The sequence below is a fragment of the Pseudomonas sp. ASL9 genome (assembly GCF_056680335.1).
Genome location: NZ_CM155277.1, coordinates 5,397,782 through 5,419,229 on the forward strand (window position 1 = coordinate 5,397,782; position 21,448 = coordinate 5,419,229).

The 21,448-nt window shown below is 55.7% G+C and carries 18 protein-coding genes; 13 read left to right on the forward strand and 5 right to left on the reverse strand.

What is annotated here, in order from left to right:
- Positions 1-18 precede the first annotated feature (18 nt).
- The 3 genes from AC1ME2_RS24950 (at position 19) to AC1ME2_RS24960 (ending at position 5,949) form a co-directional block, all read left to right on the forward strand.
- A complete protein-coding gene (locus AC1ME2_RS24950) occupies positions 19-2,034 on the forward strand; it encodes a hypothetical protein (protein WP_480437676.1) in 2,016 nt (671 codons plus the stop codon).
- 193 nt (positions 2,035-2,227) lie between these two features.
- Positions 2,228-4,423 (forward strand): autotransporter outer membrane beta-barrel domain-containing protein, encoded by a 2,196-nt coding sequence (locus AC1ME2_RS24955; RefSeq protein ID WP_480437677.1) that lies wholly within the window; start codon positions 2,228-2,230, stop codon positions 4,421-4,423.
- A gap of 56 nt (positions 4,424-4,479) precedes the next feature.
- On the forward strand, positions 4,480-5,949 hold the full coding sequence (locus AC1ME2_RS24960) for a hypothetical protein (protein WP_480437679.1): 1,470 nt from the start codon (positions 4,480-4,482) through the stop codon (positions 5,947-5,949).
- A gap of 114 nt (positions 5,950-6,063) precedes the next feature.
- Here AC1ME2_RS24960 and AC1ME2_RS24965 read toward each other — a convergent pair whose 3' ends face one another.
- Genes AC1ME2_RS24965 through rloA form a run of 3 tightly spaced genes read right to left on the reverse strand, consistent with a single transcriptional unit; the run spans position 6,064 to position 9,109 of the window.
- A complete protein-coding gene (locus tag AC1ME2_RS24965) occupies positions 6,064-7,032 on the reverse strand; it encodes an alpha-L-glutamate ligase-like protein (RefSeq protein WP_480442327.1) in 969 nt (322 codons plus the stop codon).
- Positions 7,032-8,567 (reverse strand): osmotic stress tolerance membrane protein RloB, encoded by a 1,536-nt coding sequence (rloB, locus tag AC1ME2_RS24970; RefSeq protein ID WP_480437680.1) that lies wholly within the window; start codon positions 8,565-8,567, stop codon positions 7,032-7,034. The genes AC1ME2_RS24965 and rloB overlap by 1 nt, the downstream gene beginning before the upstream one ends.
- 5 nt (positions 8,568-8,572) lie before the next feature.
- Positions 8,573-9,109, reverse strand: coding sequence for a retropepsin-like aspartic peptidase RloA (gene rloA, locus AC1ME2_RS24975; protein WP_480437681.1), 537 nt, complete (start codon positions 9,107-9,109; stop codon positions 8,573-8,575).
- Between the two features lie 455 nt (positions 9,110-9,564).
- On the opposite strand from rloA, the gene prpD reads away from it, so the two are divergent.
- Positions 9,565-11,049: a 2-methylcitrate dehydratase gene (prpD, locus tag AC1ME2_RS24980; protein WP_480437682.1), complete on the forward strand. Its 1,485-nt coding sequence runs from the start codon at positions 9,565-9,567 to the stop codon at positions 11,047-11,049.
- 79 nt (positions 11,050-11,128) lie between these two features.
- Here prpD and ppsR read toward each other — a convergent pair whose 3' ends face one another.
- Entirely contained in the window at positions 11,129-11,947 is an 819-nt protein-coding gene (ppsR, locus tag AC1ME2_RS24985) for a posphoenolpyruvate synthetase regulatory kinase/phosphorylase PpsR (protein WP_480437684.1), read from the reverse strand.
- A 177-nt stretch (positions 11,948-12,124) separates the two neighbouring features.
- Here ppsR and ppsA point away from each other — a divergent pair, with 177 nt between their 5' ends.
- The 9 genes from ppsA (at position 12,125) to AC1ME2_RS25030 (ending at position 20,601) form a co-directional block, all read left to right on the forward strand.
- Positions 12,125-14,500 carry a phosphoenolpyruvate synthase gene (gene ppsA / locus AC1ME2_RS24990; protein ID WP_480437686.1) on the forward strand — a complete coding sequence of 792 codons (2,376 nt, stop codon included), beginning with the start codon at positions 12,125-12,127 and terminating at the stop codon, positions 14,498-14,500.
- 101 nt (positions 14,501-14,601) lie between these two features.
- Entirely contained in the window at positions 14,602-15,600 is a 999-nt protein-coding gene (locus AC1ME2_RS24995) for an alpha/beta fold hydrolase (RefSeq protein WP_480437688.1), read from the forward strand.
- 141 nt (positions 15,601-15,741) lie between these two features.
- The gene (locus tag AC1ME2_RS25000; RefSeq protein WP_480437690.1) at positions 15,742-16,041 is read left to right on the forward strand and encodes a Rieske (2Fe-2S) protein; all 300 of its coding nucleotides are present in this window, start codon (positions 15,742-15,744) and stop codon (positions 16,039-16,041) included.
- A 126-nt stretch (positions 16,042-16,167) separates the two neighbouring features.
- Positions 16,168-16,656: a ribonuclease E activity regulator RraA gene (rraA, locus tag AC1ME2_RS25005; RefSeq protein WP_480437691.1), complete on the forward strand. Its 489-nt coding sequence runs from the start codon at positions 16,168-16,170 to the stop codon at positions 16,654-16,656.
- A 12-nt stretch (positions 16,657-16,668) separates the two neighbouring features.
- On the forward strand, positions 16,669-17,664 hold the full coding sequence (locus AC1ME2_RS25010) for a zinc transporter ZntB (protein ID WP_480437694.1): 996 nt from the start codon (positions 16,669-16,671) through the stop codon (positions 17,662-17,664).
- Positions 17,665-17,750: 86 nt separating this feature from the next.
- Positions 17,751-17,999, forward strand: a complete 249-nt coding sequence (locus AC1ME2_RS25015) for a CrfX protein (RefSeq protein WP_480437696.1) — start codon at positions 17,751-17,753, stop codon at positions 17,997-17,999.
- A gap of 2 nt (positions 18,000-18,001) precedes the next feature.
- Entirely contained in the window at positions 18,002-18,826 is an 825-nt protein-coding gene (locus tag AC1ME2_RS25020; RefSeq protein ID WP_480437699.1) for a mechanosensitive ion channel family protein, read from the forward strand.
- Between the two features lie 90 nt (positions 18,827-18,916).
- Positions 18,917-19,507, forward strand: coding sequence for an RNA polymerase sigma factor SigX (gene sigX / locus AC1ME2_RS25025; RefSeq protein WP_480437701.1), 591 nt, complete (start codon positions 18,917-18,919; stop codon positions 19,505-19,507).
- Between the two features lie 107 nt (positions 19,508-19,614).
- Positions 19,615-20,601 (forward strand): OmpA family protein, encoded by a 987-nt coding sequence (locus AC1ME2_RS25030; RefSeq protein WP_480437703.1) that lies wholly within the window; start codon positions 19,615-19,617, stop codon positions 20,599-20,601.
- Between the two features lie 81 nt (positions 20,602-20,682).
- Here the strand turns inward: AC1ME2_RS25030 and cobA are convergent, their stop codons facing one another.
- The gene (gene cobA, locus AC1ME2_RS25035; protein ID WP_480437704.1) at positions 20,683-21,441 is read right to left on the reverse strand and encodes a uroporphyrinogen-III C-methyltransferase; all 759 of its coding nucleotides are present in this window, start codon (positions 21,439-21,441) and stop codon (positions 20,683-20,685) included.
- Positions 21,442-21,448 lie beyond the last annotated feature (7 nt).

Here is a 21,448-nt window from a genome sequence, read left to right on the forward strand (position 1 = left end):
CAGCCATGGACTTATGGCATGGCTGAAATGGACTTGCTGGGAGCATTCAACATGGCACTTTCGAAAAAAAAACTAAACGCGGAAAAGGCACGCCGGGATTATTGGCAGAGCCGGGCTGAAACCAGGGCCGATCTTAAGGTGCCTGAGGTAAGTGGAATCATCGATCTCACGGACGGGACGTTGGATTCGAGCGTGCTTGGAGAAGATCTGGCGGTAAAAATCCCGATGTGGTTTGGTGGGGCTGAGGAACCTGCGGACGTCGACTATGTCACCTTGCAATGGGCTTATGTAGGCCTCGATGGCACTCCAGAGGCCTATATTGACGTTGCCACAAAACCTTTTCCGGGGCCATTGCTGGAAAGCGATTTCCCATTGACGGTATCAGTTCCGGTGCGATTTCTGGCAGATGGCCGTTATCAGCTCCGCTATCGACTTGAGTCCTGGAGTGGCACCATCAACTTCTCGGTTGTGCTCCCCTTGATCTGCGACAGGACAGCCCCCTATGGTGACGTCGAGCCTCCTTCTTTGATACTGCCGCTGGACACCATTACCGACGAGTACCTGGCGGCCCACGGCGATCAGGTCATCGGCACCGTGCCCGGCTATTCAAGCTGGCAACCCGGGGATACCGTTTCATTCTGGTGGGAAAAGTCACCTCTGCCCGAAGATCCGGATTTCCCACCCGTTGCTACCATTGCCGTGGTGGGGCCAGCAAATACCGCGCAAGCGGTTGTTTTTCCAGCGGAATATATCAAGGATAAGGGTGATGGCGAGGTAGTCGCCTTTTATTCGCTGCGCGATAAGGCCGGCAACCGGAGCCGTTATCCAAAGACACTCACCATCACGAGCGTTGCGCTCGGCCCTATACCGATCGACCTGCAAGATCCGGTGGTGCCCTTTGCAGGCGACGATGACCTGATAGATCTCAAGGATGCGATCGCGGGTGTGAAGGTGCAGATACCTGCGTTCACCGGCTACCATGTGGGTGGAGGCGACCAGATTGAGCTCACGTGGGGAGCGACAGTCGTGGCGCTTTATCCGGTCGGAGCTTCTCCTGCATTCCCTCTGGAGATCTCGGTACCTGCCCAAACGCTCAAGGCGGAATATGGTTCAGCCACCGACACGGTACCCACGAATGTCAGCTACCGGGTAATGCGCGGCACTCAGCCTAGCGCGGAAACAAAAAGCATCACAGTCGACGTCGACTTTTCAGCGATAGGTCCGGCAAGGCCTGCCCCGGATCCTGACTGGCCAAATCCGGTTAACACAAACCTTCCCGTGGCCGTCGTCAGAGGTAGAGTGTCAAATACCCCTGACCAACTGACAGAGTTGGACAAAAATCAACCTGCTGACCTCGAATTTAATTTTTATGGTCCATTGAACGAGGGCGAATACATTGAATTTTATTGGGACGCAGAGCGGGTCAGCGAAGCGACCTATACCGTTAAAGTTGACGATATAGCAGGCGAGTTTAAGAAGGTTGAAATTCCATGGTCTTACATCCTCCACGGCGGTAATAAACCTGTACCGGTGCACTACCGCATCGGCAGTCCGGATTCCACCAATGAACAACAGTCGAAAACTACGGTTGTCGACGTCTCTGCCGTTATATTCATTCCGGATGCACCCACGTTCATGGACCGTAACCCCACCAACGGGTTTCTCAATTGCACTTCATTGGATGGGCCAGATCATGCCGTACGGGTACAAGTCCCAGACCTGTCTGCCAGTTTGAAGACGGGCGATACGGTGACCATGACGTGGGAGCCATATTCAAAGCGAACTGATGGAGAGTTGATTGATACCGCGGTTAAAACAGAAGTGATCACACTCGACGATGTGACTGTCAAAGGTTTTATCTGGAGGATTCAGCCCTACGATGTCCATATTGAACCCATCGCTCTTATCGATGGTGCATCGGGTCTTGGCCGGACGAGGTATGAGTTCAAACTAAACGGGGTAGACGTCGTTTCGGAAACAGAAGAGGCCGTTGTCACTATGTTTGACGGAAGCGGTCTCTGCGAAATTCCCTAAACAGTCCTTCGGTGTTGGGATTAATAAGGCGCAATGAAGCGGCAGCAGAATCCTCCTACTTATCTATAGGAAGATTCCTACATTTATTTGGGATATTAAAATGTAGGCTCTGCGCCGCTGCAGTTCGACCTGGGTGGTTTTTATCGGGCTGGACTCTTTCGACGTCAATCATCAACTCTTGGGATGATCAATAATGCCACTCTCTACTCCATACACTCACACACCGCTGGCGCGCGCGCTGAAGGTGGTTTTTATTGCACCGTTTATAGTGATGAGCTCACAGGGCTTGGCGACACCGATTGTCAACGCTGATAAAATCATCGACAGTTCTTACGCCGTTGGAAGCTATGAGTTGAGTGCAGACTCCACCCTGACCGCCAACGGCGCAAATACCTACGCTATCACTGCGTTGAATTCGAAGGTTTACCTCAATGATTCTTTTGTAACGGCAACCGGTACCTTCGGCGTAACGCTGACTGCGAGTGAGGCCACTATTGTAGGCGGCAGTGTCAGCAGTACCGAAACGGGGTTACGTTTAGTTTCCGGTGGCTCGACAGCCGCTTCGGCAACCGTGAGCGGGAGCAAGATCACGGGGGGTGTATTGGGCGCGTCGATTGGTGAAGGCAACTCACTGACGTTGTTGAATGGCGCGCGGGTTACAGGCACCAACGCAAATAGCGTGGGCATACAAGTTATTGGCGCTACGCTCAATGCCGCCTCGAGTACGATTGTCGGCGGTACCAACGGAATGAGCTTCCGCTCTGTCTCCGCCAGTACCCCTGCCAGCACGGTGACGCTGGACGATACCAAGGTCGTGGGCCAGAACGGCTCGGCCATTTTTGTACGGGGTGATGCCGCAGGGGACGGAGCAGTCGCGAATATCACGGTGGGCAACGGTTCGAGCCTGACCGGTAGCAATGGCGTCATGCTGGATGTGCAACGCGGTGGCGTAGCAAACATGACTGTTAACAACAGCGCGCTGACCGGTGACGTGACCGCCGAGGCTGGCAGCACGGCAAATGTTGTGCTCAATAATCAGTCGGTCTTGACTGGACGGTTGGAGAACGTCGCCAGCCTGAGCGCAAACAGTAATGCCCAATGGGTAATGATTGGCGATGGCTCGGTGGCCAACGTGTCGATGAATGGCGGCTCGATCAAATTCGGCGATCCGACGGCGTTTCATACCTTGTCAGTGGGCACGTTGTCCGGCAGCGGTACGTTTTTGATGGATGCCAACTTTGCCACGGGTCAGGCTGACTTCCTGAACGTTACCGGTACCGCGTCGGGCAACCATAACCTGCTGATCGGCAGCAGCGGCACTGACCCGCTGAGCAACAACAGCCTGCATGTCGTTCATATCGCCGGTGGCGATGCACAGTTTTCATTGCTCAACGGCCCGGTTGATCTGGGTACGTTTTCCTACGGGTTGACACAGCGTGGCGATGATTGGTACCTCAATACCGACACTCGGACTATCAGCCCTGGCGCGCGCGCGGTGCTGGCATTGTTCAATGCCGCACCCACCGTCTGGTACGGCGAGCTCAGCACGCTGCGCAGCCGCATGGGCGAAGTGCGCATGGACGGTGACAAGGCGGGCGGCTGGATACGTGCCTACGGCAATAAATACAATGTCTCTACGTCTTCTGAAGTAGGTTACCAGCAGACTCAGCAGGGGATTTCCTTTGGTGCCGATGCGCCGTTGCCCGTGGGTGATGGTCAATGGTTGGCGGGTTTGATGGGCGGTTACAGTAAGTCCAATCTAGATTTGCAACGCGGTACCTCCGGCACGGTCGACAGTTACTACATGGGTGCCTACACCACCTGGCTCGATGAACAAAGCGGCTATTACTTCGATGGCGTGCTCAAGTTTAACCGCTTCCAAAATGACTCCAGCGCTGAGTTGAACGATGGCCTTCGAGCCAAGGGCGATTACGACAACAATGGCGTGGGTGCATCGCTTGAGTTGGGTCGGCATATCAAACTCGATAATGATTACTTCATCGAGCCCTATACCCAACTGTCCGGGTTGATCATTCAGGGCAAGGATTACACGTTGGACAATGGTCTGTCCGGGGACGGTGACCGTACGCGCTCACTGTTGGGTAAGTTGGGCTCGACAGTCGGGCGCAACATCGACATGGGTAAAGGTCAGGTAATCCAGCCCTATGTGCGTGCCGCCTATGTTCATGAGTTTTCCAGCAATAACAAAGTGCACATCAATGACAATGCTTTCAGCAATGACCTGTCTGGCTCGCGCGGTGAGTTGGGCACAGGCATTGCCGTATCGTTGGCCGACCGGTTGCAACTGCATGTCGATCTTGACTACAGCAAGGGTGAAAATTTTGAACAACCGTGGGGTGCCAACGTCGGGGTTCGTTATAGCTGGTAACGGATGAAGTCATGGAAGGCCATTTCGGCTTTCTGCTTAAGCAAGGAGTACAGGTAATGCATAGCTCCGATGGTCCAGGCGACGATAAGGCCCTTAAGCTCCCGAGCGTGGGGGCCATCCTTGATAATATTCCGGGTGGGCAAGAAAACCTGTTGCCCGTCAGCGCACTGAAAGACCCCCTGCGCGTGGATGTTCCCATGTGGTTGAACTCGGATCCGGCGCCCGGTGAGCCGGAACATCTTTACCTGTATTGGAATAACGAAAAGGTCGCCGAAAAAACCTGGACCGCACCCGTTCCGCCTGGCGATCTTTTCTTGATGGTTGAGCCGCGCTATTTGAGCGCAGCAGGCACGCATCGTCTGCACTACGAAGTAATGACCTTCAACGGCGCCTGGGCGCCTTCGGACCCACTGATGCTCACCATCGCCTCTCCTCCCGCCCTTGGCGGTGATGAGGGGCGGTTGTTGTTTGATTCGGAGGTCGTCAGCGGCGGGGTGACGGTTCACTACCTTGAGACGCACGGCGACAAAGTCCTGGCTGAAGTGCCCACTTACAGCAGGGCTTGGCCAGGCGATACCCTGAGCTGGTACTGGGATCAGAAACTCTACACTGACGAATGGGTCGACTCAAAAACACTGACGCAAGCCGATATCGGAAAGGCAATATTTCTCACGTTTGAAGGCAGGATGATTCGTGAGCGTGGCGAGGGTGATCGATTTGTGCATTATCGGGTAGAGGATCGGGCAGGGAATAACAGCGGGCACTCGCGCCCCGTCAACGTGGAGGTCGTTCCTGCTGCGCGTGATCTGCCCTGGCCTGTTGTCGAAGGCGCGACGGGTACCGGAAAGGACATCGTGCTGGACCCTTTCGATGCAGAGGAGGGTGCGACGGTGGCGATAGCGGATACGGTGGTCATCAAGCCGAACGAGCAGCTATGGGTGCAGTGGGGAGAGCCAGGCAGTTTGGGGGATTTTCGAACGACTTCACCCATCGTCGTGGGTACACGTCGTTATAAAATTCCAAAGAGAGAGGTTGCGCTAAACATCGGCAAGACGCTGCCGGTGTACTACGAAGTTGTGGGTCCCGATGGGCCGTTACGGTCCGAGATTTGCCAGCTGAAAGTAATGCCGCTCGATCCTGGGAAGCTTCCCGTCATTCAATGCAGTCACGTCGTCTACCAAAACGGCCAAGCCGTGCTGAACTGGCGGGATATTCCGCTCGAAGGCGTTAAGCTGACACTGAAACCCTGGCCCTTTATGATGCTGGATCAGCATATCGAGATCACGGTTGCTGGGTGGAGCCTTGCCACGGGTCCATGGGTTGCGGTCAATAAGCGCCCGCTCGTGGCCCAGGAGCTGATTGCAGGCGTCGGAGGGACAGACAACCTGACTGTGCCAAAGGATTGGTTGGAGCTTCTCAACTTTGATACAGGGATCTATATACATGTGTCCGTGAGTTTCGATTCAGGGATTACCTGGCCTGACCCGAACTTTCTAACGTTGCACATTGCGTTTTCTATCCCATAGTCTTGTATGGGGGCGCGTCCTGTGAGACGCGAGTTTGCTCGGCACAGCACCGGGGCGGCAGTTCTCGGATGGGCATCTCGACAGGGGCATTATGCGGAGGGGCGAGGGCAACGATTATTTTAAACCAAACAGTTCCTGTACAAAATGCACCCGCTCTTCCACGGTTTCTTGCTCGCCATTCAGCGCCAACTGCTTGAGGCGGGCTTCGACGGCATGGGCCCGGTGGGTCAGGCCGCAGTCGTTGGCGATCTGGATATTCAGGCCGGGGCGGGCGTTGAGTTCGAGAATCAGCGGGCCTTTGTCCTGATCCAGGACCATATCAACGCCGATGTAACCCAGCCCGCACAGGTCATAACAGCCAGCGGCGAGTTTCATGAAGCCGTCCCAGTTGGGCAACTGCACGCCGTCCACTGCGTTGGTGGTGTCCGGGTGTTTGCTGATGATGGTGTTCAGCCAGGTGCCGCGCAATGTTAAACCGGTCGCCAGGTCAACACCGACGCCGATGGCGCCCTGATGCAGGTTGGCCTTGCCATTGGACTGACGCGTGGGCAATCGCAGCATGGCCATGATCGGGTAGCCCATCAACACGATGACGCGGATGTCCGGTACGCCTTCGTAGCTGATGCTCTTGAAAATCTGGTCTGGCGTGACCCGGTATTCGATCAGCGCACGATCACGGTGTCCACCCAGTGAATACAAGCCGGTAAGGATGCTGGAGATTTGATGTTCGATCTCCTCGTGGCTGATGATTCTGCCCGAGACTGTACGAAACCGGTCTTCGAAGCGGTCAACGATCACCAAAATACCGTCGCCGCCCGCGCCTTGGGCCGGTTTAATCACGAAGTCGTTGCGCCCGCCGATGATCTCGTCGAGTTTCTCGATTTCCTTTTCGGTGGAAATGACCCCATACATCTCCGGCACATGGATGCCAGCTTGAATTGCCCGTTCCTTGGTGATGATCTTGTCATCGACGATCGGGTACAGGCCGCGCTTGTTGTACTTGAGCACGTAATCCGCATTGCGCCGGTTGATGCCCATGATGCCCTTGGCTTCCAGGGCCTTCCAGGTCTTCCAGAAGCCGATCATTTTGTCTCTTCCTGAAGGAACGCCTTGAAGCGCATCAGCTCAGTCAGGCGGTAGCCCCGATAACGTCCCATCGCCAGCATGAAGCCCACCAGAATCAGCAGCACGGCGGGGAAGGTGAAGACGAAATAGGTCAATTCCGGCACGCTCATGATGATGTGTGCCAAGGAGGCGGCAAACAGGGTGCCAATGGCGACTTTCATCGCATGGCCACTGCCTCGCTCTTCCCAGGTGATCGACAGGCGCTCGATGGTCATGGTCAGAATCACCATCGGGAACAGCGCCACCGACAGGCCGCGCTCAAGGCCAAGCTTGTGGCTGAACAGGCTGATGGCCGCAATCAGGACCACAACGAAGGTCAACACCACTGACAGTCGCGGCAGCATTTGCAGTTTCAAATGCTCTAGATAAGAGCGCAGCGACAGGCCGAGCGCGGTAATGATCGTGAACAGCGCGATGCCAAAGCCCAATTGCGTCTCTCGGAACGCCAAGGCGATCAGTACTGGGGTAAAGGTGCCCAGTGTCTCCAGACCGATCAGGTTGCGCAGGATCAGGATCACCAGCACGCCAATCGGGATCATCACCATGATCATGAACGTCTGCTGGGTTTGCAGCGGCAGCCCGTATAGCGAGTACCCTAGGAAGTGGTCGTCGGTGTTTGCGTCGGTCAGCTTGGCCAGGCGAATTGCATTCATTTCACTGTTGTTGAGGGTGAAGTTGACCGTGGCTTTTTTCCCACCTTCAACGCTCACCAGGTTTTCATCGCCGATCCACCACGTTAGCCGATCTGTCGGCAGACCTTGTTCGCCATTGTCCGGGTTGAAGTACAACCAGTCTTTGCCGTTAAAGCTGCGTAGCCACAGCTCAGGGGTCTGGGGTTGATCGGTCGTTAGGCGAATGGTGTGCAGTTTTTCGACCGGTACGTGGGCAATGGACAGTAATAGCTCAGTGATTCGTGCCTTGTTCGAGGTCGATGTATCGCCGGCCAGCAGCAGCTTTACATTGTCGTCGCTGAGATTGTTAACGCGCTTGATTGCTTCGGTGATGAAGGTTTCGACATCCGCCGAGTGCTGACGGATCGGCGCGAGCAGGGCGTCCGCGGCGATTTTTTCCGGGCCTTCGATGGCGATACTGTCGCGGAAAACAGGCCCTTTGATCTTGGGTTTGTCACCGCTGTAGCGTTTGGTCAGGACCAGTCGGTAATACAGGGTCTGATTGCCGGTGGCGCGTCGGGCCGACCAGGTGACCTTGCGGTTGCCATCGATGCGGTTAACGCTGACGCCGTAGTTATTGGAGATGAAGCTTTCGTTGAGGCTGACATAGTCGTGGCTCAGGGGCGGCACGAACATCTGGATCTTGACCGGGTCCTTGGCGCTGGCGACGAACTCGACTTTGGCGTCGATGTTCCACAGGTCGTCCGTTTCATCCTCGGTTACCGGAATGCCGAGAACGAAAATCTGATAGGCCGTGATCGCTATTCCCAGTGTCACCAGGGCAGTAATCAGGATTTTCAGATGGAGGGTAATAGAGCGCATGGGTATTACTCTGCGGTATGAGCGTCGGTGGCGCAGGCAGGTTTGCCCGCTGCGTATTTAAGACTCGGATCAACCAGCGCATCAAAGCGTTTGAGTGCTTCGGAGCCGATCAGAAGCGGGTATTGGAATGCACTTCGATCAGTCAAGTTCACTTCGATGCTGTGTATAGCGGTCCCCATGCACACATCCAGGCTGATGACCGGGCGCGCGGTGTACTTTTTTTCGTCGTCAGGGTCGTAGTCGTCGGCACGGCGCTTGATCTTGCTGACCCGGGCCAGCGGGCGCTCTATCGGGTGTGCGTGGGCGTCGTCGATGGCCAGATAGAAGCGCACCCAGGTTTCGCCATTACGTGTGAAGTGCTTGATGTCGCGGGCGCTGAGGGAGGCGGTTTTGGCGCCAGTGTCGAGTTTTGCCGCGACTTGCAGATCAATGTCGGAGAGTGTTGCGTATTCGTTCAGGCCATACACGGTCTTGTTAGCCGCAACGCTTACACCGGGTAAAAGGAACAAACAGAATAATGTGGGGAAAGGCTTGAGTCTCATAAGTCCTGGCGCGGTGAAAGGGCGATCTTCGGGGGCAAGGGCGGTTTCACATAGCGCGCAAGCTTCCTCGTGCGCCTGGCATGCAGGCAGACAGGCATTGGCATCGGTTCCAGTCGACAGATGCGCGCGGCATTCTAGCATGAAGGTTTTATGGTGCCAGTCATGTAGGTGGTCGTCAAAAGTTGTAGGAATAGTCCCTGGGCGTAAGGTGCCATGAGCAGCTTTCATTGGACGATTGTCGACAATATTGATTTTTGAATTGACTGAAATGGTGATTCTGGTTAACTATTGGGTTGATTTTTTTCAAGGTGTTGACAATGTGTTGAGTGTGATCGAGGTCACAGGCACTGCGCAAACCGATTTGGAGACCTTGTTCGAAAATGTGTTCCGGCGTACCCATTCGGCCCTCGAACAGCGTTAACTAATCCGTCTACTCATAGAGAAGCGAGACCACCATGAGTGCCAACGTTGATCTGAACAATCGCCCGGACTATGACAAGGTCCTGCAAGATATCGCTGACTACGTACTGAGTTTCAAGATCGAGTCCAGAGAAGCGCTGGACACTGCACGCAACTGCCTGATGGATACCTTGGGCTGTGGCCTGCTGGCGTTGCGTTTTCCAGAATGTACCAAGCATCTGGGGCCCATTGTCGAAGGGACCCTTGTGCCGTTCGGTGCGCGAGTGCCTGGCACCCGTTTCAGTCTGGACCCGGTAAAAGCGGCTTGGGATATTGGCTGTATCGTGCGCTGGCTCGATTACAACGACACTTGGCTGGCCGCCGAATGGGGTCACCCGTCCGATAACCTCGGCGGTATCCTTGCCGTGGCCGATCACCTGTCGCAAAAGCGCGTCGCCAATGGTGATACACCGTTGACAGTGCGCGCCGTGCTTGACGCCATGATCATGGCTCATGAAATCCAGGGTGTTATTGCGCTGGAAAACTCGTTCAATCGCGTAGGTCTCGACCACGTATTGTTGGTGAAAGTAGCGTCGACTGCCGTCACCGCCAAGCTGATGGGGGCTAACCGCGAACAGCTGCTGGCTGCGCTGTCCCATGCGTTCGTAGATGGCCAGGCGCTGCGTACCTACCGTCACGCGCCGAATGCCGGTTCTCGTAAGTCCTGGGCAGCGGGTGATGCGTCGAGCCGTGGTGTGCGTCTGGCCGATATCGCCATGCGCGGCGAGATGGGTATTCCCGGTGTATTGAGTGCACCGCAGTGGGGTTTCTACGACGTGCTGTTCAGTCACACCAACAAGGATCTGGCGCTCAAGCCAGAGGACAAGCGCGAATTCGCCCTATCCCAGCCGTACGGCACCTATGTAATGGAAAACGTGCTGTTCAAGATCAGCTTCCCGGCCGAGTTCCACGCGCAAACCGCGTGTGAAGCGGCTGTGACCCTGCATCCGCAGGTCAAGGATCGCCTGCACGAGATCGAAAAAATCGTCATCACGACCCATGAGTCGGCGATTCGGATCATTTCCAAGCAGGGCAAATTGGCCAACGCGGCAGATCGCGATCACTGCATCCAGTACATGACCGCTGTGCCCCTGGCGTTTGGCAACCTGGTTGCCGAGCAGTACGAAGACGACTTTCATGCCGCTAATCCGATCATCGATGAGCTGCGCGAGAAGATGGTGATCGTGGAAGACGCGCGCTACACCCGTGAATACCTAGAAGCCGACAAGCGATCCATCGCCAATGCGATCCAAGTGTTCTTCAGGGATGGTTCCAGCACTGAACAAGTGGTGGTCGAGTATCCGATCGGTCACCGTCGTCGTCGCGTCGACGGTATTCCATTGCTCGAAGACAAGTTCAAGGCCAACCTGGCAACCAAATTCACCGCCCAGCGCAGCAGCGAGATCTTCGCCCTCTGCAAGGATCAGGCGAAACTGGAGGCCACACCGGTTAGCCGCTTTGTTGATTTGTTCGTGATCTAGCAGTGCAAGCTGTGTGGGAGCGAATTCATTCACGAAGGGCTTGAGGCGGTGCGTCTGATCCACCGCCATCATGGGCCTGCTATTTGAATCGTCGTTCGACACCTTTTTCTACGAGTATTTTCGCTGAAATCTCTTCAACCGAAAAATGCGTGGAGTTGATGTGCGGGATGTTTTCGCGGCGGAGGAGGCTTTCGACTTCCCGGACTTCGAACTCGCACTGTGCATAGCTGGAGTAGCGGCTATTGGGCTTGCGTTCGTTGCGAATCGCCGTCAGTCGGTCCGGGTCGATGGTCAGGCCGAACAGCTTGCTCCGATGCTGCTTGAGCGCAGCCGGTAATTGCAAATGCTCCATGTCGTCTTCGGTGAGCGGGTAGTTGGCCGCACGAATGCCGAATTGCATAGCCATGTACAGACAGGTTGGGGTTTTGCCACAACGCGAGACCCCTACCAGAATCAGGTCGGCCTTGTCGTAGTAGTGCGTACGGGCGCCATCGTCATTGTCGAGCGCAAAGTTCACCGCCTCGATCCGTTCCATGTAGTTGGAGTTGTGCCCGATCGAGTGTGACTTTCCTACTGAATACGAGGAGTGTGAACTAAGCTCCAGCTCAAGAGGGGCAAGGAAGGACGAGAAAATATCGATCATGAAACCGTTTGAGGTCGCCAGGATTTCGCGAATGTCCTGGTTGACGATGGTGTCGAAAATGATCGGTCGTAGTTCGTCCTTATCGGCGGCGCTGTTGATTTGTTGTACCATTGCGCGCGCCTTTTCCTCGTTGTCGATGTACGGGCGCGTGAACTTGTTGAACGTAATATTTTCGAACTGCGCCAATAGGCTTTGGCCGAGTGTCTCGGCTGTGATGCCCGTGCCGTCGGAGATGAAGAAAGCAGATCGTTTCATTTGCGCCGTGGGCCTTAAGCTGGTGACGAATCTTGGATATGATAGGCCCGCTTGCGAACCTTGATGGCCAGCATTCTCACTTATTTTCCAGGTCCAGGCCACAAACGCTCGGAACCGCTCTTAATAGTTGTTTCAGCGCCCTGAGCTTTTCCCAACACAGTTAGTGGAGAGATCACCTTGGTAGAGTACGTAGTTTCCCTCGATAAGCTCGGCGTCCATGATGTGGAGCATGTGGGGGGCAAGAACGCATCCCTCGGCGAGATGATCAGTAACCTCGCGGGCGCCGGTGTTTCGGTCCCCGGTGGCTTTGCCACTACGGCTCAAGCGTATCGTGATTTTCTTGAGTTGAGCGGTTTGAACGATCAGATCCATGCCGCCCTTGACGCGCTTGATGTCGATGACATCAACGCTTTGGCCAAGACTGGCGCGCAAATCCGCGCCTGGATCATGGAGGCCGAGTTTCCCGAGAAACTCAACGCTGAAATTCGTACGGCTTTCGCCGAACTGTCTGCCGGCAATCCGAACCTGGCCGTTGCCGTGCGTTCTTCGGCCACAGCTGAAGACTTGCCTGACGCATCTTTCGCCGGCCAACAAGAAACCTTCCTGAATATTCGTGGCGTCGAAAACGTCATCCGCGCCGCCAAGGAAGTCTTCGCCTCGCTGTTCAATGACCGCGCTATTTCCTATCGCGTGCATCAGGGCTTTGATCACAAACTGGTGGCCTTGTCTGCCGGCGTGCAGCGCATGGTCCGCTCAGAAACCGGCACTGCTGGCGTGATGTTTACCCTGGACACCGAATCCGGTTTCCGTGGTGTGGTGTTTATCACGGGCGCTTACGGCCTGGGTGAAACCGTGGTTCAGGGCGCGGTCAACCCTGACGAGTTCTACGTCCACAAAGACACCCTTGCAGCCGGTCGCCCCGCGATCCTGCGCCGCAACCTGGGCAGCAAGGCCATCAAAATGATCTACGGCGACGAAGCCAAGGCCGGTAAGTCGGTCAAGGTCATCGACGTCGAGCCGGCTGATCGTGCGCGCTTCTGCCTGACTGATGCCGAAGTCAACGAGTTGGCCAAACAGGCGATGATCATCGAGCAGCACTATAAGTGCCCGATGGACATCGAATGGGCCAAAGACGGTGATGATGGCAAGCTGTACATCGTTCAGGCTCGCCCTGAAACAGTGAAAAGCCGTACCTCCTCCAATGTCATGGAGCGCTACCTGCTCAAGGAAACCGGCACCGTGCTGGTGGAAGGTCGTGCTATCGGTCAGCGTATCGGTGCCGGTAAGGTACGGATCATCAAAGATGTATCCGAGATGGATAAGGTGCAGCCGGGCGACGTGCTGGTTTCCGACATGACCGATCCGGACTGGGAACCCGTGATGAAGCGCGCCAGCGCCATCGTCACAAACCGTGGTGGACGTACCTGTCACGCGGCGATCATCGCTCGTGAGCTGGGTATCCCGGCCGTGGTCGGTTGCGGCAACGCCACCGAAGTGTTGCAAGAAGGGCAGGGCGTGACCGTTTCCTGTGCTGAAGGCGATACCGGTTACATTTTCGAAGGCGAACTGGGCTTCGACATCAAGAAGAACTCGGTCGACGCCATGCCTGATCTGCCGTTCAAGATCATGATGAACGTCGGTAACCCTGATCGCGCATTCGATTTTGCTCAGTTGCCCAATGCCGGTGTTGGTTTGGCGCGTCTGGAGTTCATCATCAACCGTATGATCGGCGTGCATCCCAAGGCACTGCTGAACTACGCCGGTCTGCCGCAGGACATCAAAGACAGCGTCGACAAGCGCATTGCTGGCTACGATGACCCGGTCGGCTTCTATGTCGAGAAACTGGTTGAAGGCATCAGCACTTTGGCTGCGGCGTTCACGCCGAAAAAAGTCATCGTGCGCCTGTCGGACTTCAAGTCCAACGAATACGCCAACCTGATCGGCGGCAAGCTGTACGAGCCGGAAGAAGAAAACCCGATGCTGGGCTTCCGCGGCGCTTCGCGTTATATCAGCGAAAACTTCCGTGACTGCTTCGAACTCGAATGCCGCGCCCTCAAGCGCGTGCGCAACGAGATGGGCCTGACCAATGTCGAAATCATGGTGCCGTTCGTGCGCACCCTGGGCGAAGCCAGTCAGGTCATTGACCTGCTCGCGGCCAACGGTCTGGTCCGTGGCGAGAACGGTTTGCGCATCATCATGATGTGCGAGTTGCCTTCCAACGCGATCCTGGCCGAGGAGTTCCTTGAATTCTTCGACGGCTTCTCGATTGGCTCCAACGACCTGACTCAGCTGACGCTGGGCCTGGATCGTGACTCCGGGATCATTGCTCACCTGTTCGACGAGCGTAACCCTGCGGTCAAAAAGCTGCTGTCGAATGCCATTCAGGCATGCAACAAGGCTGGCAAGTACATCGGTATCTGCGGTCAAGGCCCTTCCGATCATCCGGATCTGGCCAAGTGGCTGATGGAGCAGGGCATCGAAAGCGTTTCGTTGAACCCCGACTCCGTACTGGAAACCTGGTTCTTCTTGGCTGAAGCTCAGGCACCCGTCTGATGTGATGAGTGAAGCGTCGGTTTGCGTTGGCAGGCCGGCGCTTCGTCGCGTTTTCCCGGGCGGTTTTTTCAAAGATGCCGCCTTTTTTGTGCAAGAGCAATATGCAAAGCAGCAGCAATCTTTTTCCTGTGGCCTTGATCAGCGCTGAACGCCGTGGCGATCTGATCGAGGACGTGTACCGTTTGAAACCCGCCAACAGCCCGGATATCAGTGTCGAGCTGGCCGTGACCCGTCTGGGTCTGGTCGAATCGCCCGATTCACGCGGCGTTCCGGTGGTCCTGCTTCACGGTAGTTTCTCCAATCGACGCTTCTGGTATTCACCCAAGGGCATAGGTCTGGGCGCGTATCTGGCGCGTGCCGGTTTCGATGTGTGGATTCCGGAAATGCGCGGGCATGGTCTGTCTTCGCGAAATCAGGCTTACCGGCATAATCGCGTGGCCGATTACGCGCGCTATGACCTGCCAGCGATTGCCGCTTTTGTGCGTGAGCAGAGCGGCCAGGTTCCGCACTGGATTGGCCACTCTCTGGGCGGCATCACTCTTGCGGCAGCGCTTGGCGGTCATTACCTCGACTCGGAGGGCGCGGCCTCGGTCGCGTTGTTCGGCAGTCAGATCAGTCGCACGTACTGGCCATTGAAAATCCCCCCGGTGGAGTGGGGCGGGCGCTTGTTGCTCAGGCGCTTCGCGCATATTTCTGGTTCGCGTCTGAAGCGCGGACCGGAAGATGAGCCCATTGGCCTGGCGCTGGAAAGCATGCGGTGGTACGGACTGTTCCGCCGCTTTGGCGATGCCGAGCGAGATTGGTGGGCTGGGTTGAGTGAGGTTCAGGTGCCCGTGCTGGCGGTTGCCGCCGTGGGTGATAATCAAGACCCTGCGTGGGCGTGCCGTAAGCTATACGACCAGTTCGGTTCCGAGCAACGTCAGTTTGTCTGCCTCGGGCGCGATAAGGGTTTCACTGAAGATTTTGGTCATGTCGAAATGCTTGTGAGCAAAGGCGCACAAACTCAAGTCTGGCCGTTGGTAGCGAGTTGGTTGCGTACCCCATCGTTACCTCTGACCGATCAGGAGCAATCACGCTCTGGCGAGGGTGCCTTGATATAGGGCGGTCTAGGGTCTGTTGACGTTTGGTGGCGGTCGTCACCAAACGTCAACAGACCCTAACCGTTTCGTTGCGGGCGGGTTGGGGCTAAGCTATGCGACATTATGCCGTTTCAGTCATTTTCGGTTTGCGGGCCTGCATCTATGTTCGTGCCACTTGAGCGCCTGATCAATTTGAATGATGGCTACCGGCAGACGTTCAAGGTCGCCGGGCGCGATCTGTTGCTGTTGGTGATCGATAATCAGCCGCTGCTGCTGGAAGACAGCTGTCCGCATCAAGGCGCACCCTTGCACAGTGGCACGCTTATAGGTACGGTTTTGCGGTGCAAACGCCATGGTATTGAGTTCCAGTTGCCGAGCGGACGCCCTTTGCAGGCGTCATGTCCAGGCCTGAAGTTGTTTGCCCTGGCCTACGAAGGTGATCGGATCGGTGTCGATGTCTAGTCTGGTCAGCGTGACTAAGGCTAAGCATAGGCACTCGCTAGACGTTTTTTGTGTAGCCGTTGATTTGAAGCAGCCGAATTTCTCGTAACACCTGAGATCCTTTTTTTTACTGACAGGAGTTCACCCATGCATTACCTCACCCCCGATTTGTGCGATGCCTACCCAGAATTGGTGCAGGTCGTCGAGCCGATGTTCAGCAATTTCGGTGGCCGCGATTCCTTTGGTGGCGAAATCGTCACCATCAAGTGTTTCGAGGATAATTCGTTGGTCAAGGAGCAGGTTGACCTCGACGGTAAGGGCAAAGTGTTGGTGGTCGATGGCGGCGGTTCGCTGCGTCGGGCCTTGCTGGGTGACATGCTGGCCGAAAAAGCTTCAAAAAACGGCTGGGAAGGGCTGGTGATTTACGGCTGCATTCGTGATGTCGACGTCATAGCACAAACTGATCTGGGCGTGCAGGCACTGGCCGCCCACCCGATGAAAACTGACAAGCGCGGTATTGGCGACCTGAACGTAGCGGTGACGTTCGCTGGCGTGACCTTCCGTCCGGGCGAGTACGTGTACGCTGACAATAATGGCGTCATTATTTCGCCAAGCCCTCTTAAAATGCCGGAATAAACAGGAGACCGAATGTTCGACGAAGCTAACGCGCAATGGGGGCTGGTACATGCCCTGGTGCTGGATGGTGAAGGTGGGGCGCGTTTCATTGCTCGAACCGAATTGGATGTCCTTCAGTTGCAGCCACACGAAAGTGTCTGGCTGCATTGGGACCGCAGTCATCCGCAAACCCAGACCTGGTTGCGCTCTTCCAGTGGGTTGAGCGAGTTCAACTGCGATTTGCTGCTCGAGGAGAACACGCGACCACGCTGGGTGCCATTGCCCAACGCCGAATTGCTGCTGTTTCTGCGCGGCGTCAATCTCAATCCGGGGGCCGAGCCTGAGGACATGGTCTCGGTCCGTATCTTTGCCGCCGCTCAGCAGGTTATCTCCCTGCGTTTACGTCCCTTGCGTGCCACCGATGAGCTGATCGAACACCTGAATCAAGGCAACGGTCCGAAAACCACCTCTGAATTGATCCTTTATCTCGCTCAATACCTCACTGATAAGGTCCAGACGCTGGTCAGTGAGCTGTCGGAATTGGTCGACGAAGAGGAAGAAAAGATAGATGCCGATGAACGGTATGCTTCCGATCATGGTGACATGCTGCATATCCGTCGCCGCGCTGCCGGTTTGCGCCGGTTTTTGGCGCCGCAACGCGAAATTTACGCGCAATTGACTCGCAATAAACTGCCGTGGTTTGCCGATGACGATGCCAGTTACTGGAATGAGCTCAACAACAGCTTGACCCGTTATCTCGAAGAGCTGGAATTGACCCGCGAGCGTGTCGGGCTGGTCCTTGAGTCCGAGGATAGACGCCTGCGCGAGGGTATGAATCGGGTCATGTATCGCTTTGGGATTATCACCGGAGTCTTCCTGCCGATGAGCTTTCTGACCGGTTTACTGGGCGTCAACGTGGGAGGCGTGCCTGGTTCGAGCAATCCATACGGGTTTCTGATTGCTTGCTCGATAATGGCGGCAGTGGGACTGGGCCAGTGGTGGTTGTTCCGTCGCTTGCGCTGGGTGTAGGGGTAAAGGCTTTTTGCTACTAAATGACTCATTTGTGACTCGGACAATTCTTATCGCGTCTTTTAGTGACATTGCGTGAGGTGCCTATGCACGACCCGTTCGAAAAATCGCTGCGCGACATGCTCAACGCGTCACCCTCCAACCGGGATGACGACGCGTGCCTGGGCCGTGTACTGAAGACCGCGAACCGTCAGGTCGGTGCCGGGGACCTGTTCAGCTTGCTCGGGCGTTGGTCGCAAGCGTTGATGATTGGCCTGAACAATGGCTCGGCTCACATAGCACCCGTTTCACGTCACACTATTTCTTCTGCTCGTCCTGTCGATAAGGCTGATTGAACATGGAACTTAATCTCTGGACGCAGAGCCTTGTGGCCGCAATGACTGTGTTGTGGACCAAAGTTGCAAACTTCATTCCGAACCTGTTTGGCGCGCTCATTGTGGTGTTGCTGGGTTTTGTTGTTGCCAAATTACTTGACACACTGCTGTCCAAATTGTTGGCCAAACTGGGTCTGGATCGCCTCATGGGCGGCACCGGGCTGACCAAATTGATAGCGCGGGCGGGTGTCCAGGTCCCCATTTCGACTTTGGTCGGCAAAATCGTCTATTGGTTCGTGTTGCTGATTTTTCTGGTCTCTGCCGCTGAGTCCTTGGGGTTGGAGCGGGTTTCCGCCACCCTGGACATGCTGGCTCTGTACGTGCCGAAAGTATTTGGCGCGGCATTGGTGCTGCTCGTGGGTGTGCTGCTGGCGCAATTGGCCAATGGTTTGGTGCGCGGTGCTGCTGAAGGCGTAGGGCTCGATTATTCCGCTGGCCTGGGGCGAATCGCTCAAGGGCTGGTCATTATTATTAGTATTTCAGTCGCTATCAGCCAGTTGGAGGTCAAAACTGACCTACTCAACCACGTGATTGTGATTGGTTTGATTACCGTTGGTCTGGCTATTGCGTTGGCAATGGGGCTGGGAAGTCGTGAAATCGCCGGGCAAATTCTGGCGGGTATTTATGTGCGAGAGTTGTATCGGGTTGGGCAACAAGTGCGTGTGGGTGAGGTCGAAGGGCAGATCGAAGAAATTGGCACGGTGAAAACTATCCTGCTGACCGATGAGGGAGAGTTGGTATCATTGTCCAACCGAATCCTCCTCGAGCAGCGAGTGAGTAGCCGCTAACCCGGCGAACCCTGCTAATGTATGCCGCCACCAAATTGCCGGAAACGCGGGCAGTGGCGGACATTGACCTGACTGTCGGCACGACTTGTTTTGAATAAAACCCAATCGCTATCCACGCGCTACGACCCCCGCGAGCTCTCCGATGAGGAGCTGGTGGCGCGGGCGCACGTCGAGCTTTTTCATGTAACGCGCGCCTACCAAGAGCTGATGCGGCGCTATCAGAGGACTCTTTTTAACGTGTGCGCACGTTATTTAGGGAACGATCGCGATGCTGATGATGTCTGTCAGGAAGTGATGCTCAAAGTGCTGTACGGATTGAAGAATTTCGAGGGCAAATCGAAGTTTAAAACCTGGCTGTACAGCATCACTTACAACGAATGCATTACGCAGTACAGAAAGGAACGACGAAAGCGCCGCTTGATGGACGCTTTGAGTCTCGACCCCCTTGAGGAAGCGTCTGAAGAGAAGACGCCAACCCCTGAGGAGCAGGGCGGCCTTGATCGCTGGCTGGTGCATGTGAACCCGATTGATCGGGAAATTCTGGTGCTGCGATTTGTCGCAGAGCTTGAGTTTCAAGAGATTGCAGACATTATGCACATGGGCCTGAGCGCTACGAAAATGCGCTACAAACGGGCTCTTGATAAACTACGTGAGAAATTTGCAGGCGTGACTGAAACTTAAGTCGGGGCAAATATCTCTAACGTGCTGGCAAGTTCTGATAGACTTGTCGACGAGTTGTCCTTCGGTACGAAGGACTGCTTAACAATTACTAGATGGGGATTTAACGGATGAAACTGAAAAACACCTTGGGCATCGCCATTGGCTCTATTGTAGCCATGACTTCGTTCTGCGTTCTGGCACAAGGCCAAGGCGCGGTCGAGGGTGAGCTGTTCTACCAAAAGCACTTCAACCGTAGCGTCAACGACGTTGAAGATGGCTACAATCCTGGTGCTTCCATCGGCTACTTCCTGACCGATGACGTCGAAGTGATTTTGGGCTACGACAAAACCAATTACACGCGCTCGAACAACAATACCAACTGGCAGAAAATTCGCGGCGACGAAGCTTCTCTGACGGGTATGTACCACTTCGGTACTGTTGGTGACGCTATTCGTCCATACGTTTCCGGTGGTTTCGCTCACCAGAGCCTGACGAACGTGCAGGCTGATGGCCATTCGGGTCGTGACCAGTCCACATTCGCTACAATCGGTGGCGGTGCCAAGTGGTACATCACTGACAACTTGTACGCTCGTGCTGGCGTTGACGCTTCGTACAAACTGGACAACGGTAAGTGGGACTACGCTCCTACCATCGGTCTGGGTGTGAACTTCGGTGGCGGCTCCAAGCCAGCTCCAGCTCCAGCACCGGCTCCAGAGCCAGTTGCTGCTGAGCCAGCACCAGCAGTAGAACCTGCTGTTGCTGAAGTTGTACGTGTTGAGTTGGACGTCAAATTCGACTTCAACAAAGCTGTTGTCAAGCCTAACAGCTACGGCGATATCAAGAACCTCGCTGACTTCATGAAGCAGTACCCACAGACCCACACTACTGTTGAAGGTCACACTGACTCCGTCGGTCCTGACGCTTACAACCAAAAACTGTCTGAGAAGCGTGCAAGCGCTGTCAAACAGGTTCTGGTTAACCAGTACGGTGTTGGTGCTAACCGCGTGAACTCGATTGGCTACGGCAAATCCCGCCCAGTTGCTGATAACGCAACTGACGCTGGCCGCGCTATCAACCGTCGCGTAGAAGCTCAAGTAGAAGCTCAAGCTAAGTAATTAGCCCCCGCTTCAAGAGAAGCCCGGCTTTGGCCGGGCTTTTCTTTGTCTGCGATTTAACGCCTGGTTGTGTGCGGTAGGTCAAGCACAGTGCGTAAAGCCATTCGCCAACACATCGGCTCCCGCAGAGCCGTGGCTCGCCGCCACTTCTCCAATCACCAGAATCGCCGGGCTTTTCAGTTCGAAGGCAACGGCGTCCCGTTGCATGTCAGTCAGCGTGCTGCGGCATTCGCGTTGATGGGGGAGTGAGGCGTTTTCGATCATCGCCACGGGTGTGTTCGCAGCCAAGCCTCCAGCGAGCAGGTTGTCGCGAATTTCCGGTAGTTTGGCGACACCCATGTAGACCACTAACGTCGTGCCGCTCTGCGCCAACGCTTGCCAGTTGAGGCTGCTGTCATCCTGCGTGTGCGCGGTGACCAGGGTTACGCCACGACTCACGCCGCGCAAGGTCAACGAAATACCGCACTGTGTTGCCCCGGCCAAGCCAGCAGTGATGCCATTGACCAGCTCGACCTCCACCCCTTTTGCGCGCAGCCAATCGGCTTCTTCGCCACCGCGTCCGAAAATACACGGGTCGCCGCCCTTGAGCCGTACCACGCATTTGCCTTGGCGGACGAAGCGCAGCATAAGCCGGTGGATGAAGGCCTGTGGTGTCGATCGACAGCCGCCGCGCTTGCCGACGGCGATGATTCGAGCTGTAGGGCAGTGTTCCAGTATCGCGCTGTTGACCAGGTCATCGATCAACACCACCTGGGCTTCATGTAAGGCTCGAACGGCCTTGAGGGTAAGCAACTCAGGATCACCAGGGCCTGCGCCCACCAGCCAGACTTTTGCGCTCATGCTGCAG